The sequence below is a fragment of the Prosthecobacter algae genome, assembly GCF_039542385.1.
In the GTDB taxonomy this organism is placed as follows: domain Bacteria; phylum Verrucomicrobiota; class Verrucomicrobiia; order Verrucomicrobiales; family Verrucomicrobiaceae; genus Prosthecobacter; species Prosthecobacter algae.
In genome coordinates, this window is sequence record NZ_BAABIA010000009.1 from 243,667 (window position 1) to 258,485 (window position 14,819).

12 protein-coding genes are annotated in these 14,819 nt (G+C 59.3%); 7 read left to right on the top strand and 5 right to left on the bottom strand.

Annotated elements, in window-relative coordinates:
* The first annotated feature begins 1 nt into the window (after window position 1).
* A complete protein-coding gene (locus ABEB25_RS20275; protein WP_345738266.1) occupies window positions 2-808 on the top strand; it encodes a ThuA domain-containing protein in 807 nt (268 codons plus the stop codon).
* A gap of 171 nt (window positions 809-979) precedes the next feature.
* Here the strand turns inward: ABEB25_RS20275 and ABEB25_RS20280 are convergent, their stop codons facing one another.
* From ABEB25_RS20280 to ABEB25_RS20295, 4 genes are all read right to left on the bottom strand, one after another.
* Window positions 980-1,447, bottom strand: a complete 468-nt coding sequence (locus tag ABEB25_RS20280) for a 3D domain-containing protein (RefSeq protein WP_345738267.1) — start codon at window positions 1,445-1,447, stop codon at window positions 980-982.
* 223 nt (window positions 1,448-1,670) lie between these two features.
* Window positions 1,671-2,096, bottom strand: a complete 426-nt coding sequence (locus ABEB25_RS20285) for a hypothetical protein (RefSeq protein ID WP_345738268.1) — start codon at window positions 2,094-2,096, stop codon at window positions 1,671-1,673.
* A gap of 77 nt (window positions 2,097-2,173) precedes the next feature.
* Window positions 2,174-3,337 (bottom strand): M20 family metallopeptidase, encoded by a 1,164-nt coding sequence (locus ABEB25_RS20290; protein ID WP_345738269.1) that lies wholly within the window; start codon window positions 3,335-3,337, stop codon window positions 2,174-2,176.
* A 33-nt stretch (window positions 3,338-3,370) separates the two neighbouring features.
* Window positions 3,371-5,209, bottom strand: coding sequence for a DUF3592 domain-containing protein (locus tag ABEB25_RS20295; RefSeq protein ID WP_345738270.1), 1,839 nt, complete (start codon window positions 5,207-5,209; stop codon window positions 3,371-3,373).
* Window positions 5,210-5,441: 232 nt separating this feature from the next.
* Here ABEB25_RS20295 and ABEB25_RS20300 point away from each other — a divergent pair, with 232 nt between their 5' ends.
* Both ABEB25_RS20300 and ABEB25_RS20305 read left to right on the top strand, forming a co-directional pair.
* On the top strand, window positions 5,442-6,143 hold the full coding sequence (locus ABEB25_RS20300) for a YwaF family protein (protein ID WP_345738271.1): 702 nt from the start codon (window positions 5,442-5,444) through the stop codon (window positions 6,141-6,143).
* An 88-nt stretch (window positions 6,144-6,231) separates the two neighbouring features.
* The gene (locus ABEB25_RS20305; protein ID WP_345738272.1) at window positions 6,232-6,729 is read left to right on the top strand and encodes a hypothetical protein; all 498 of its coding nucleotides are present in this window, start codon (window positions 6,232-6,234) and stop codon (window positions 6,727-6,729) included.
* Window positions 6,730-6,822: 93 nt separating this feature from the next.
* Here ABEB25_RS20305 and dnaB read toward each other — a convergent pair whose 3' ends face one another.
* Window positions 6,823-8,358: a replicative DNA helicase gene (gene dnaB / locus ABEB25_RS20310; protein WP_345738273.1), complete on the bottom strand. Its 1,536-nt coding sequence runs from the start codon at window positions 8,356-8,358 to the stop codon at window positions 6,823-6,825.
* Window positions 8,359-8,505: 147 nt separating this feature from the next.
* On the opposite strand from dnaB, the gene ABEB25_RS20315 reads away from it, so the two are divergent.
* The 4 genes from ABEB25_RS20315 (at window position 8,506) to ABEB25_RS20330 (ending at window position 14,754) form a co-directional block, all read left to right on the top strand.
* Complete coding sequence (locus ABEB25_RS20315) at window positions 8,506-11,241, top strand: PVC-type heme-binding CxxCH protein (protein ID WP_345738274.1); 2,736 nt, start codon at window positions 8,506-8,508, stop codon at window positions 11,239-11,241.
* 196 nt (window positions 11,242-11,437) lie between these two features.
* Window positions 11,438-13,384 carry a biosynthetic arginine decarboxylase gene (speA, locus tag ABEB25_RS20320; RefSeq protein ID WP_345738275.1) on the top strand — a complete coding sequence of 649 codons (1,947 nt, stop codon included), beginning with the start codon at window positions 11,438-11,440 and terminating at the stop codon, window positions 13,382-13,384.
* A gap of 16 nt (window positions 13,385-13,400) precedes the next feature.
* Entirely contained in the window at window positions 13,401-13,586 is a 186-nt protein-coding gene (locus tag ABEB25_RS20325) for a hypothetical protein (RefSeq protein WP_345738276.1), read from the top strand.
* Window positions 13,587-13,674: 88 nt separating this feature from the next.
* On the top strand, window positions 13,675-14,754 hold the full coding sequence (locus ABEB25_RS20330; RefSeq protein WP_345738277.1) for an ABC transporter ATP-binding protein: 1,080 nt from the start codon (window positions 13,675-13,677) through the stop codon (window positions 14,752-14,754).
* The last annotated feature ends 65 nt before the right edge of the window (window positions 14,755-14,819 follow it).

Sequence of the window (14,819 nt, forward strand, 5' to 3'; positions counted from 1 at the left end):
CATGAAAGCCCTCCTTCTCCCGCTTCTCGCGCTCGGCGTCGTCGCCGCGTTCACCCTGGCTGCCGATCCCGCCTCCTCGCCACCCCTGAAGGTGCTGATGGTCACCGGCGGCTGCTGCCACGACTACGAAAACCAGAAGATGATCCTCGCCGAGGGCCTCAGCGCCCGCGCGAATGTCGAATTCACCGTCGTCCATGAAGAAGGCCCCGAGGGCAAAAAGGACAAGATGCACAAGATCAGCATCTATGAAAAAGAAGACTGGGCCAAGGGTTACGACGTCGTCCTGCACAACGAATGCTTCGGCGGCGTGACCGATGTGGAATTCGTCAACCGCATCGCCAAGGCCCATCACGACGGTGTGCCAGCCGTCATGCTGCATTGCTCCACCCACAGCTACCGCGCCGCCCAGACGGACGAGTGGCGCAAGTGCCTGGGCCAGACCTCCATGAGCCATGAGAAGAACCGTGATCTCCTGGTCAAAAACGTCGCCCCAGAGCATCCCGTGATGAAAGGATTCCCGAACGAGTGGCTCGACAAAAAGGACGAACTCTACAAAAACGACAAGCTTTGGGAAAACTTCGTACCCTTGGCCAAAGCCTTTGGTGAAGACACCCAAAAAGACCACTTCCTCGTCTGGGTGAACAGCTACGGCAAATCCAAGGTCTTTGGCACCACCATGGGCCACAACAACGAAACCATGAGCGCCCCAGTCTTCCTCGACCTCGTTGCCCGTGGCCTGCTCTGGTCCTGCGGCAAGCTCAACGACGATGGCAAGCCTGTGGCTGGCTATGAGTCGAAGCAAAAGTAAGCACTCCCCAAAGCCCTTCCCTTCCAATCCCACGGGTTCACGTCCGTGGGATTTTTTGTGTCCGCAGCCTTGTGGAGCGGTGATGACCAAAAAGATCTTGCCCCCAATAGGCATAAAAAAACTGCGGCCAGACATCATATCTGACCGCAGTTAATAAAATCACACTCTCAGTTAGGCTGGACGGGACACCAGACGGGAAACCATCTCGCGCACATGGGAAGCCTTCGACTGGCGTGGCTTCAGGATCGCCAGGCTCTTCGCATACGAACCCCACTTCAGGATACGGATGCTGACCTTGCGCACACCCCAGGAGCGCATCGAACTCGCGCTTGGCTTGTACAAATCAATCGTTCGGGTCCCTACAAGTGCAGAACCGTAGTCGTCCACAATGTAGAGGGCATTGTCGCCTTCGATCTGAAAGACCGTCCCCACGGGATACACAGACCAGTCTGCCGCAGCACTGCGCAGTTGACCATATTTCAGGCTCGTGCCAGCCGCCGTTCGGGCACCGTATTTGATGTGGTCCGCTTCACTGTGTGTGTAAGCGGTGGTGCGGATACCTGGGAGGATCTGCCCTGTTGTGCCTGCTGGCGTTGTGGCTGGAAGCTTGACTTCTCCCGCGAGGGACTGTGCGCACATAGCTGTCAGGCAAAGAAGGATGGATCGTGTCAAATCGTAGTTGGGTTGTTTAGTCGCGCTTTGTTGGGTTGGTTGTCCGCCAAAGGGACCGCTACAGTGCCTTCCTTCACCCCTGTGTCAACCATGTAATTACCACACCAACCACACTTGATGTTCGGCAGTGAAGTTATTCACAACAGCAAAAAAATAAACACACTCCTTGTTCGGCCCGCAACACCTTTGGTTAATCCTTGTGCACCCGATGCAGCTTCAGGCCAAAATTCCCCTTCTCACGCCACAGGGCATAAAAGCGCACATGCTCCCCTTCATAGCTCACAAAAGGCAGCCTCAGGAAGCCACGCTCAATCACCGCCCAATTCCAGCCACCACCACGCCGAAACACCGCCCCAGGCTCTTTCCCGAGCCTAACAAAATCTTTGTCATGAACACCAATGACGTAAAAAGTGAAGTTGTGCAAAGGGTTCCGCAACTGCCATAAGGGACCGCGCAACCCCTGCCCAGGTCGATACCATGACGGAGGCACCGGATCATCGGCATTGCCTAACCACCAGACAGGATTCCATTTCTGCGTCCCACCCAGGGGTGGCTGGGCCGCATGAAAAAAAGAGGCATCCGGACGGCGCTCCACAGACGAATAACTGGGGGACATGCAGCTCACCAGTATCATCACCGCCAAGCCTAACAAAAAGCGTAAATTGACAAGTGATGTAAAACAACCACTCATGGTTAGGCCTGCCAGCTTTTCAGAAACGTCTTAAAGAATGCCGCACCGGCCTCCAGATCGCCCGTGGCGATAAACTCATCCTTCGTGTGCGCTTGAACGATGCTGCCCGGCCCAATGGCCACCGCAGGAGTGCCCCCTGCCGCAAGGAAGGCTGCATCACAGAACCAGGGTGCCCCGGTCACCTCCGCCCCACAGTCCACCAGACGCTGCACAAAGGGGTTCTGCTCATCGGTATCCAGTGGAAAAGTTTCGGGCAGAGGCTCCACGCGCGCTGTCGCATCATGATCCGCCACAAAGTCCATCAACAGCTTCAGGGCCCCGCCTGCACGCGAAAGTCCCGGGGTGGTGCGCATGTCCACCCGCAGCACGCAGTGGTCGGCCACGATGTTGGACCTTGTCCCTCCGCGAATCATCCCCAGGCTGATGGTGCTATGGCCCAGCCATCGGTCTTCGCCGCCTACATCCTTCAACTGCTGGCGAAAGTCTGCATCCAGCGCCTGCACCAGAGAGGCCATCTTCACGATCGCGTTGACTCCCTGCTCCGGGATGGAGCCATGCACCGCCACCCCCGTGGTGTGGATGTCTGCCCACAGACAGCCCTTGTGCTTGTGCACGGTCTTCAGGCTCGTCGGTTCGCCAATGATGGCAAAGTCATATGGCCCGTGATGAAGGGCAAAATGTTGGGAGCCCAACTGCGCAGATTCCTCCGACATGAAGCCTGCAAAATGAATCTCCACCGGCAGATCCGGGATCTCTGCGCTCATCTCATTCAGCGCCCACAGCATCGCCGCCATCGGGCCCTTGGTATCGCTCGCGCCGCGTCCCCACAGGCGGCCTTCACGTACCTCCCCGCCAAAGGGAGCCACCGTCATGCCCCCCACGCTCACCGTATCCGTGTGTGGGGCAAAAACGATGCGCGGCTTCGGTTTGCCATCCGTTGCTGGATTTGAGGGAAAACGCCCGATCACATTGGGTCGTCCAGGTTCCACCTCCTCCAGCACTGCGGCAGCACCGCATTCCGTGAGAAACTCCGCCACATAGGCCGCGCAGGCTGTCTCCCCCGTCTGTTCCACCGGACAGCCTGGATCCCCATCTGGATTCACCGAGGGAATGCGGACCAGGGCCTGACACAGTTCAATCACGTTTGCAGGTCGTTCGGCTTTCATGAGAGTTTAGCAAGCCACAGACCCGCACCCGGATCAAGCCTGCTTGCGCCACTGTTCCAGCAGCAGCACCAGACTCTCCGCCACCCTTTTTCCCGGAAGTCCGTCCAAAATGACGATTTTATCCCCTCCTTGCCGCTGCAAATACACGGCATTGTAATGATCACCATTCATGCGCATGCCCGCATTCGACACGCGGAACCGCACGATCTCCTCCCGGTGAACACGCAGCGTCTTGCCGTAAGGACCCACTTTCCAGCCTGCTTTCAGCCCCTGATCATCCAGGTGCAGCGTGCGGGATTTAAAAAGTCCGGTGAGCAACCACAGCAGCAGCAGCGAGGTGCTGCCAAACAAAAAGGGGACAATGAAGGGCAGATCCGACCGCGCCATGCCGACAGACATGCTCACCCAGATGAGCGTGAAAAAAACCAGCAGCGGGCGGGGTTTGGAAAATCGGCGTAACGGTAGATCAAAACTGACGGGCCTCTGGCTCTGGCTTTCGAAGGTGAATTCGATGTGCCTGCGGATCAGGTGCATTTGCAGTTCATCGGCATCCAGATTTTGCATCTGCCAGATTTTAAAGGCCGCGTCCTGGGCGGCTTCGGTTTCTTTCTGCGCTTGGGCGGCCTCTTGCGCCTCCGGGGACTCCCAGGCCAGCGGCTGGTGGGGGGCATACACCGGCATGTCGTAGCACCATTTTTGTTTCAGCCCGCCACCATGCAGCTCCAGCTCCCACACCCAGGAAAGAAAATCAAACTCCGCCGAACCGATACGCTGCTGATCTTCCGCTGGGAGGGATGCAGGAATGTCAAAAACGACCTTCAGACGGTGACCTCGGTCCTCCCGTATGGCCGCAGCCAGCGGCACCGATTGCACCGTGGTCCAGCGCTCCTCCCGGCGTGTGATGGTGCTGTTCTCAGAGTCCGTCTCCGTCCATTCTTTGAAGCAGCTCAGCCTCGCTTCCAGGTTTCCCTGCAGCCGACTTCCGGCCATGGGCAGGGCCACCTCGGCTTTCAGCGGTCCGCCCGTGACGACTGGCATCGGTCGCACATGCACCTGCGGCGCAGGCCGCCTATGCCGCCACCAGGCACGCAGAGTCAGCAGGCTGCACACGCCTAGAGGCAGCGCTGGCAGCAGGCCTAGCAAGCTCACGGGATTGGCCCGTGTCATATCACTGTCCACCATCAGGACATGGAGCATCGGCCCCCAGACCAGCAGCATCCAGCCTGTGACCGCCGTCCACACCCACGGCATCGGGCGGTTCTTCGGCTGGATCCAGTCGCCCGCCCACTCGGGCTTCCATCGCCAGGGTTCGTCCGGATACCGGCTCTGGATGGCATGCACTTTCCCACGCAGCAATCGGCCCTTCAGCCCAGCCCAGAAAAAGCTCGCCCCGACAAGAGGAAACAGCAGCGGGAAAAGACTGGTGAACAGCAGCAGTGTCCAGCGGGCCTCCCGGAACAGCACCGACTCCTCAGGCCGAACCACACTCACATAGCAGCGGAAAGCTCCGCCATTGTTTCGCGCCTCCATCAACACATTCGAGATCCGCTCCTGGTAGTCGCCAAAGTTGTCCGCACCCAGGCTCAGGGAAACCTTGTCCCCTTTGTATTGGCGGTTCAGGTAAGTGTAGCGGTAGGTGGCCTGCGCCTCATTCATCAGCGTGTCACGGCTGGAGCCCGAACTGCGTCGCTCCATGTGATCCCGCAAAGTGCTGCTCTCCAGAACGCAAGGCACCTCCACCCAGGCCCGGGCCTGATACCAGTCCCACAACATGCCCCAATAAAAGATCCCCACCCCCAGCCCGCCCAGAATGAATGGCAGACCAAAAAGCAACAGGAAGGAACTGCTGGCGGGCTTGGAACGTGAGGCCATGGGAGAACGGGGATGAAGGTGGACAGACTGTTCCACCTGTTGAAGCGACGATGTTATCTAGGAGTTCAGATGGATGGCGATTGCAATTTTTGTCTATTCCTACACTCCACGCAGGCAGCAAGCCTCCTTAACCAGCGGCTTCATTCTCGCAACAGCCTGCCTGCGGCGATGATGGCCTCGACGAACCCCAAACTGTGGTTTACACCCTGGTCACACCTCTTCACCTCTACGCATGCCCACCTCTGATTTTCATGCTTTTGGCCCCAGTCATCTGGCTGTTTTGGGCATCTGTCTCGGGTTGCTGCTGCTGCTGACAGGGCTGCGTCGTTTAAAGCCGGAAGTGGCCGTGTGGGCAGAGCGGGCACTCGCCCTGGTACTGCTGACTCACTGGCCGCTTGTGGCCCTGAATCACTGGCTGCAGGGCACGTCGGAGTGGGGCAACAGCCTGCCCCTGCATTTGTGCGATGTAGCGGGCATCAGCGGTGGCATCGCCCTGCTGACGCGCAACCGGCTCGCTGCGGAAATTGTCTATTTCTTCGGTCTGGCCGGGACATTGCAGGGGCTCATCACGCCCAATCTGGATCAGGACTACCCAGCCTTCCGCTTCTATGCTTTTTTCGTTCTGCACGGGGGCGTGGTGGTGGCGGCACTGCATGTGGTGACCTCCTTGGGCTGCCCACCACGGGAGGGCAGCGTGCCCCGCATGGTCGGGCTGACGCTGCTCTACGCACTGGTGGTGGGGCTGGTAAACACCGTCACCAAGGCCAACTTTGCCTTCCTCTGTGAAAAGCCTGCCCAGGCCAGCCTGATGAATGTGCTGGGCCCCTGGCCCTGGTACATCGGCAGCCTCGTGCTGCTCTGCGCCGTGTTTTACAGCGTGCTCTATGCGCCTTTTTTTGTGGCCCGGAAGCTGAGGGCACAAAAAACCGCGTGACCCAGGGGGTGACATTGCCTGTTGCCTCCCTCCCGGCTGCATGGTAGCAACCACGCCCAATTCCAACCCCTTATTTGAACTCAGGCGAATGAAAGCCCAACAAATCCTCCAGGCCATCGGACCCGAACTCCGCCAGCAGATTCTGACCTACCTGCAATCCGACGAGCGCCCGGCCTACCGCGCCGTCATCCAGTCCCTGGCCCAGGCCCGCAAGCTGCGCCCCCAGTTCATCCTGGAAAAATCCCGCGCCCAGCAGGCCGAGTGGCTGCTGAGCCAGCTCTACATGAAGACCAATGACCCGGTGGCCGAGCAGATCCTCCAGATCTGGCTGCTGAAGTCCCAGGGTGCCATGCTCATCACCTTCCTCGATGCCGTCGGCATCCAGCACGATGGCAAAGGCCAGGTGGATGAACTGCCAGAAGAGATCTCCGAAGACAAGGCCCAGGCCGGGATTGATGCCCTCCTCGCCCTGTATCCGCCTCAGCAAGCAGCCCTCTATCTGCACATGTTTCAGCTCCAGCGCACCGAAGGCTGGGCTGGCCTGACGGCTGCCATGGAGAAGACCGAGGCCATCAAACTGGCCTAACTGCTTCTGTTTAATGTCACGGCCCTTCAGCGATGAAGGGCCGTTTTTTTGTGTCCGTGTTTCGCGATCCGGAAATCCGGCTTTGCCACACCTTTACGGTGACTCCGCCTCGCCCTCTTCAGGGAAGCGTTCCACGAAGCGCATCGCGTAGTCGATGAATCGCAGGGGCACGTCGTCGGTGGGGCCGTTACGGTTTTTGGCCAGGATCAGCACAGCCTGGCCTTTCTTCCGTTCCTCCTCCTCTTCGGTGCCCACCTCCATCTTGCCGCCGGCATAGTCTTCACGGCTCAGCAGGCCCACCATGTCGGCGTCCTGCTCGATGGAGCCCGACTCACGAAGGTCTGAAAGCACCGGACGCTGCCCTTTGCGGGACTCCACCGCACGGTTGAGCTGGGCCAGCACGATGACAGGCACGTTCAGCTCTTTGGCGATGCCTTTGATCCCGGCGGAAATTTCGGCAATTTCGATCTGACGGTTGTCCTGCGCACGGCGGCTGCTGGAAGTCATGAGCTGAAGGTAGTCGATCATGATCATCTGGATGTCGTGCTGCTTCTTCATGCGCCGCGCTTTCGCACGCATCTCCAGCACGTCCAGACCCGGAGTGTCATCGATGAGGATGTTCGCCTTTTGCAGTTCACGGGTCGCCTTGGTCAGGGCCTCCATTTGCGCACGCGACATCAGGCCGCGGGAAAGATCCTGCATGGAAAGCTGCGCACGGGAGACCAGCAGACGTCGCACCAGCATGGTCGCGCTCATTTCGAGACTGAAGACCGCGCAGGCCTTGTCACAGTCCACCGCCACGTGCTCCACCAAGTTCATGGCCAGGGAGGTCTTGCCCATGGAAGGACGGGCCGCGATGACGAACATTTCACCGCCTTGCAGGCCGCTGCTCATTTGGTCCAGCTTGCTGTAGCCAGTGGAAAGGCCGCGTAACTGGCCCGGATGCTCCAGCATGTACTGGATGGAATCAATCGCCTCCGCCACGTGGGCGGACAAGGACTTCACCCCGTCGCTCTTGCCATTGGTGGCCTCACGCACGGCCAGCACCCGCTGCTCGCTGTGGTCAATGAGGGTGTTGATATCCGCCTCCAGGTCACTTTTCCCATGCTCATAAGAAGCTTCGATATTGAGGGAGCAGGCATGGATCATCTGGCGCAGCACGTGCTTGTCCTGGACGATCTTTTTGTAGTAGCTGTAGTGTGAGGGCACCGGCACAAAGCTGAACAGCTCCGTGATCATCGCCGGACCGCCCACGCGATCCAGCAGCCCCTGGTCACGCAGGGCATTCGTCACCATCACCGGATCCACCGGCAGGTTCTTGTCATAGAATGACAGGAGCATTTCATACACGGTGCGGTTCGCTTCGTGATAAAAAGCCGCCGCAGGCAAAGTCACCCGGCTTTCGCTCAGCCGCTCGTTCGGGTCCTGCAACAGGCTGGAGATGACCCCTTTTTCGGCCTCGTCACTGAAGGGCAGCGCACGGTTGATGTTCGCCAGCAATTCCTCGGCCGTCGGGATCTCATTGCGCTTGCGGCCAAAGGGATTGGCCTGCGGTTTGGCGGCAGCTTTGTCAGGGATTTCTCCTGGAGCTGCGGCGGCCTGGACAAGGTTGGAAACGGATTCTGCCATGTCCCCGCAACCATGGAGAAAGGAGGGGGCAATGCAATCACAGCAAGCTGTGTATAACTTTCTTCGATTTGTGAAAAACTCCCGGCTGGTCACGAAGGTATCACTCTGCGTAAGATGCGGATTCTTTTTCCCGTTCCTTACGCCCCCATGCTCCGACCATCCACTGCCCTTGCCCTCCTCGCCGGATTGACGGTGAGCGTCTTTGCAGCCAAGCCCGACAAGCCTGCCAAGAAAGAAAAGGAATTCGTCGCGGCCAAACCGGCCTTCACCCCGAGTGCTGACACACCTGCATTTGATCCCTCCAAGGTGACCCCACAGCACCTGGATACCAGCATGTTCAAGGTGCCCGAGGGCCTGGAGATCACCGTCTGGGCCACCTCCCCCATGCTTTTCAATCCGGCCAACATGGATGTGGACCACGCGGGCCGCATCTGGGTGGCTGAAGGCGTGAACTACCGCCGCCACAGTGGCCGCAGCCGTGAGGGGGATGCCATCCGTGTGCTGCAAGACACCGATGGCGATGGCAAGGCCGATGAATCCCACGTCTTTGTGCGTGAGAAGGAGCTGGAGTGCCCCCTGGGCGTGGCCGTGTTTGACAACGTCATCGTCGTCTCCAACACCCCGAACATGATCGTCTATACCGACGTGAACCGGGACCTAAAATTTGATCCCGCAGTGGACAAGCGGGAAGTCCTCCTGAGTGGCTTTGAGCAAGCTCAGCATGATCACAGCCTGCACTCAGTTTATGCCGGGCCAGACGGCCGCTGGTACTTTAGCCATGGCAACTGCGGTGCCCAATTCAGCGACAAAAGCGGCAACACCTTCCGCATCGGCAGCGGTTACCTGAACAACCCCTATGTCGGCCAAAAGAGCGACGACGGGCACGTGTATGCCGGTGGCTTTACCGCCAGCATCGACCCCAGCGGCCACAATGCCCGCATCATGGGTTACAACTACCGCAACAGCTACGAAGGCGTGCGTAACTCCTTCGGGGATATGTTCCTGAATGATAACGACGATCCACCGGCCTGCCGCGTCAGCCACCTCATCGAAGGCGGCAGCTTTGGTTTCTTCTCCCCCGATGGCAAGCGCCAGTGGCGTGCCGACAAACGCCCCGGCCAGACCATCCCCGTGGCCGAATGGCGGCAGGATGATCCCGGCAGCATCCCTGCTGGCGATGTCTATGGCGGCGGTGCCCCCACCGGCATGTGCTTTTATGAAAACGGTGCCTTAGGCGACAAATGGAAGGGCCTGCTGCTGAGCTGCGAGACTGGCCGCAACGTGGTCTTTGGCTACCTGCCCAAACCCGATGGCGCAGGCTTCAAGCTGGAGCGTTTTGACTTCTGCACCTCCAACACGACCGGTGTCTTCAAAGGCAGCGACTTCGTCGGTGGTGGCAAAAACCTGTCCGACGAAAGCCACACCCTCTTCCGCCCCAGCGATGTATGCGTCGGTGCAGACGGTGCCATCTATGTCAGTGACTGGTTCGACAAACGCACTGGTGGCCACCAGGACACGGACGAAACCTGCAGCGGCACCATTTACCGCATCGCCCCGAAAGGCACCAAGCCCCAGACCGCGAAGATCAGCTTCGACACCACCGAAGGCCAGATCGCCGCGCTGAAGTCCCCGGCCAACAACGTCCGCCATACGGGTTTTGTGAAGCTCAAGGAACAGGGAGACAATGCCGTGGCTGCCGTTGCTACCCTGGCTGAAGACAAGGATCCCTACCTCGCAGCCCGTGCCATCTGGCTCCTGGCCCAGATGGGTGAAAAAGCCAGTCTGCGCATTCGCCCCTGGCTGGAATCCGACGATGAAAACAAGCGCCTCGTTGCTCTCCGTGCCCTGCGTGCCGCCGGTGGAGATCTGATGGATCTCTTCAACAGCATGTCTGCCGATGGCTCCGCTGCCGTCCGCCGCGAAGTCGCCGTCGCCATGCGCGATGTGCCCGTCGCCCAAAGCGGCAACATCCTGGTGGAACTGGCCAAACGCTACAGTGGCAAGGACCGCTCCTACCTCGAAGCCTGGGGCATCGGCTGCACAGGCAAGGAAGACGAAGTCTGGGCCGCGCTGAAAAAAGCTAGCAATGGCACCCCTGCCGAAGAGTGGACAGATGCCTTTGCCCAGGCCACCTGGCGCCTGCACCCCGCGGCCGCCGTTGAGTCCGTGAAGGCCCGAGCCGTTTCAGCCAAGCTCAGCCCACAGCAGCGCAAGCTCGCCCTCGACACCCTCGCCTTCACCCAGGATGCCAGTGCCGCCCAGGCCATGCTGGCCGTGGCCAAGGACAAAGAGTCCCCCATCCATGGCGACGCCATGTGGTGGCTGATCAACCGCAGCACCAACGACTGGAAAGACTACAACATCGCAGGCGAACTCAAGGCCCAGGGCATCTTCGATCCTGAAGCCGCCAAACTCGTCACCATCGAGATCCCACCGGCAACCCCCAGCCTCGTGAAATTGGAAGATGTGACGAAACTCAAGGGCGATGCCAAAAACGGCTCCTCCCTCGTCGTCCGCTGCGTCATGTGCCACCAGATCAACAATCAGGGCGTCGAATTCGGTCCCAGCTTGCAGGGATGGGGCCTCAGCCAGCCTACCGACATCATCGCCCAGGCCATTTTGGAGCCGAGCAAGGACATCGCCCACGGCTTTGATGGTGTGGAGATCGTCACCAAGGACGGCATCAAAATTCACGGCATGGTCCTGACCGAAGGCGATGTGCTCATCGTCCGCAGCATGGGCGGCCAGACGCAGTTTGTGCCGAAAAGCCGCATCGCCAGCAAAAAGAAAATGGACCGCTCCCTCATGCTCAGCGGCACCCAGCTCGGCCTCACCGCCCAGGACGTGGCCGACATCGTAGCCTACATGCGCCAGGCGGAGTAAGTTTAGCCGCTTAAATACAGCTCCAAAGGGTGGGAAATCGTAGCCTTCGAGGCCGCATTTCCCACCCGTTTTCATTTCTACAGACTTGCTTTTAGACAGTGTCTGCACCTTCCGAAGGCAGAAAGGATTCCCTTTCCCCCAAGAGTTTCACTTTTCATCCGCCAGATTGCCCCCATAATCGCGCGCTCAGACTTACATGGAACGCCGACCCCCTAAAACCGCCCCTTGGACCATCAACGACAGCGCCGACCTTTACGGCATTCGTGAATGGGGTCATGGTTACTTCGATGTCTCTCCCAAAGGCGAAGTCGTCGTTAACCTGAAGGATGGCAAGAAACCGAAGCCGGTTTCCTTGTCTGAAATCGTCAAAGGCCTGCGCGAACGCGGCACCCAGCTTCCGGTGCTGATCCGCTTTGGCGATCTGCTGCGCTGGCGCATTGACGAACTTAATGAAGGTTTCCACTCCGCCATCAAGGAGGCCAAGTACCAGGGCCTGTATCGAGGCGTCTATCCGATCAAGGTGAACCAGCAGCAGGAAGTCATCGAAGAGATCACCCGCTACGGTCGCAAGTATCATTACGGTCTCGAAGCCGGCAGCAAGCCGGAACTCATCGCAGCCCTGGCCTACATGCACGACCCTGAGGCCTACATCGTTTGCAACGGCTACAAGGATGAAGAGTTCATTGACCTTGCCCTGAATGCCCAAAAAATGGGCCTGCAGGTCATCCTGGTGCTCGAAATGCCCAGCGAGTTGGCCCTGATTCTGGAACGCTCGAAGAAGATGGGCGTGCGCCCGACCCTCGGCGTGCGTTTCCGCCTCAGCGCAGAGAGCGCCGGTTACTGGAGCGGCTCAGGCGGCGACGCCAGCGTCTTCGGCCTGAACATCAGCCAGCTCATGGGCGTGGTGGATCACCTTCGTGATCAGGGCATGCTCGACTGCCTGCGCATGCTGCATTATCACCAGGGCTCGCAGATCCCGAACATTCGCGCGATCCGCCAAGCGGTGACCGAAGCCACTCGCGTCTATTGCGGCCTCGTCAAAGAAGGTGCCCGCATGGGCATTCTGGATCTGGGCGGCGGCCTCGCCATCAGCTATGACGGCTTCAAGGGCGCGACCTCAGCCTCCAGCAACTACGGCACCAAGGAATACTGCGCCGACGTCATCGAGGCCATCACCGAAGTCACTGCTGAAGCTGGCGTGCCGCATCCGGACATCATCACGGAATCTGGCCGCGCCGTTGTCGCCTACTATTCCGTCCTGGTGATCAACATCCTGGATGTGAACCGCTTTGAGCCAGGCCGTGGCAAGATCGAGCTGCACAAGGATTCTCCTCAGCTTCTCCACAACCTCGCCGAACTGCGCGAAGAATTCGGCAAGGATGCCTCCAAGCTCACCCGCGACCGCGTGCAGGAGATCTACAACGACGCCGTCTATTACCGCGACAAGCTGCGCACCGAATTCAACTACGGCAAAGTCGGCCTTCGCGAGCGCTCCCAGGGCGAAGAAATGTACTGGTCCATCATGACCTGGATTTCCGGCAAACTGGAATCCGTAGGCCATGACGGCAGCCAGATGGAGCGCATGAGCACCGTGATGACGGATTACTATTACGGTAACTTCAGCGTCTTCCAGAGCCTGCCTGACTTGTGGGCCATTGACCAGATCTTCCCGGTCATGCCGATCCATCGCCTGAAGGAAAAGCCGACCCGCAACGCCGTGCTTTCCGACATCACCTGCGACAGCGACGGCAAGATTGATAAATTCGCCCACGGTGGCGAGATCTGCGGCAGCCTGCCCCTGCACGATCCCGACTTTGAAAAAGGTGAGGACTACATGCTGGGTATCTTCCTCGTCGGTGCCTACCAGGAAACCCTGGGTGATTTGCACAATTTGTTAGGCGACACCAACGTGGTGAGCGTCAGCATCGAAAACGGCAAGCTCAAGTATCGCCGCGAGCAGGAAGGTGACAGCGTCTCCGAAGTGCTCAGCTACGTGGAGTACGATCCGAAGGACCTGGCCACTCGTTTCCGCAATCTAGCCGAAAGCGCCGTTGTCTCCAAACGTATCACCGCCACGGAGCGCCGTGAGATCATGGGGGCCTACGATGCCGGTCTACGCGGCTACACGTATTTCGAAACCTAATTCCCATCCGGACATTATGCGCAGCCTCTTCCTGCTCCTCATCGCCTCCTCCGTGCTTGCCTCCTGCATCAGCTTCCCACGGGCAGAGATGCAGGCCCGCGAGCGCCGTGCAGCCGCTGCTGAAAGTGGCGATGTGGATGGAGTGGGAGAGGCCCCGGTGATCAAAACCCGGAAAGACTTCCAGGAGCGCTATTTTCGTTAAGGCGCAGGCAGGCAGACGAAGGTGAGTTGAAGGAAAGCCGTTTCCATGGCTTGCCACTCCTCGTGATGTGACATACAACAATGCCCGCATGGTCCAAATCTCCATTCGCGATCTCACCAAACACTTCGGCGCACAGACCGTTCTGGACCGGGTGAATGTGGAGATCGGCCAGGGGGAGCTGTTTTTCCTCCTCGGTCCCAGCGGCTGCGGCAAAACCACGCTGCTCAGGCACATCGCCGGCTTTTATCAGCCGAACAGCGGCCAGATCTTCTTCGGGGAAGAGGATGTCACCCGGCTGCCTGCGCACAAACGCGGCACCGGCATGATGTTTCAGAGCTATGCGCTGTGGCCGCATCTCAACGTGGCCCAGAACGTGGCCTTTGGCCTGGAGGAGCGCAAACGCCCGCGCCCGGAAATCGAGCAACGGGTGGCCGAGGCCCTGGACTTAGTCAAACTCGGAGGCCTGGGCACACGCCGCATCGCCCAGCTCTCCGGCGGGCAACAGCAGCGCGTGGCCCTGGCCCGTGCGCTCGTCATCCGCCCGCGTTGCCTGCTGCTGGATGAGCCCCTTTCCAATCTGGATGCCAAGCTGCGCCATGAGATGCGTTCGGAGATCCGCCGCATCTGCAAAGAATTTGGCCTCACAGGCATCTACGTCACCCATGACCGCGACGAGGCCCTCAGCATGGCGGATAGGGTGGCCATCATGGATGGGGGTCGTCTGGCACAGGTGGGCAGCCCGGAGGAGGTTTACCGGAACCCTGCCTCACGGATAGTCGCTGAGTTCATTGGAGAAACCAACTTCATTCCAGGCCTGGTGCAGGCCACGGCAGGCGAAGGTCTTTATGAGGTTAAGACCGCCTTTAGCACCCTGCGGGCCCGCCCCAGTGAGCTCGGCTGGCAGCCACGCCATGGTGAAAAGGTCGTTCTATCCATCCGGCCTGAGGCACTGACCTTCGGCCACCTGCTAGATTCTCCCAATCAATTCCCCGGCCACATTGCTGACACGACCTACCTCGGCTCCTCCGTCCAGTATGCCCTGCAGATTCCGAATGGCCCGGAGATCAAAGTCTGCGAGACCAACCCCAGAGAGATTCGCCCGCCCTCCAGCACCCTGGTGCGTGCCATGGCGCTTCCCCATGACGTGGTCATGCTGAAAGATGAATGACCCGTCGCCTGCTTCACGGAGCATAATTTGCCCGTTTGGCTTCGTTATAGTCGTCCGCCTTGCAG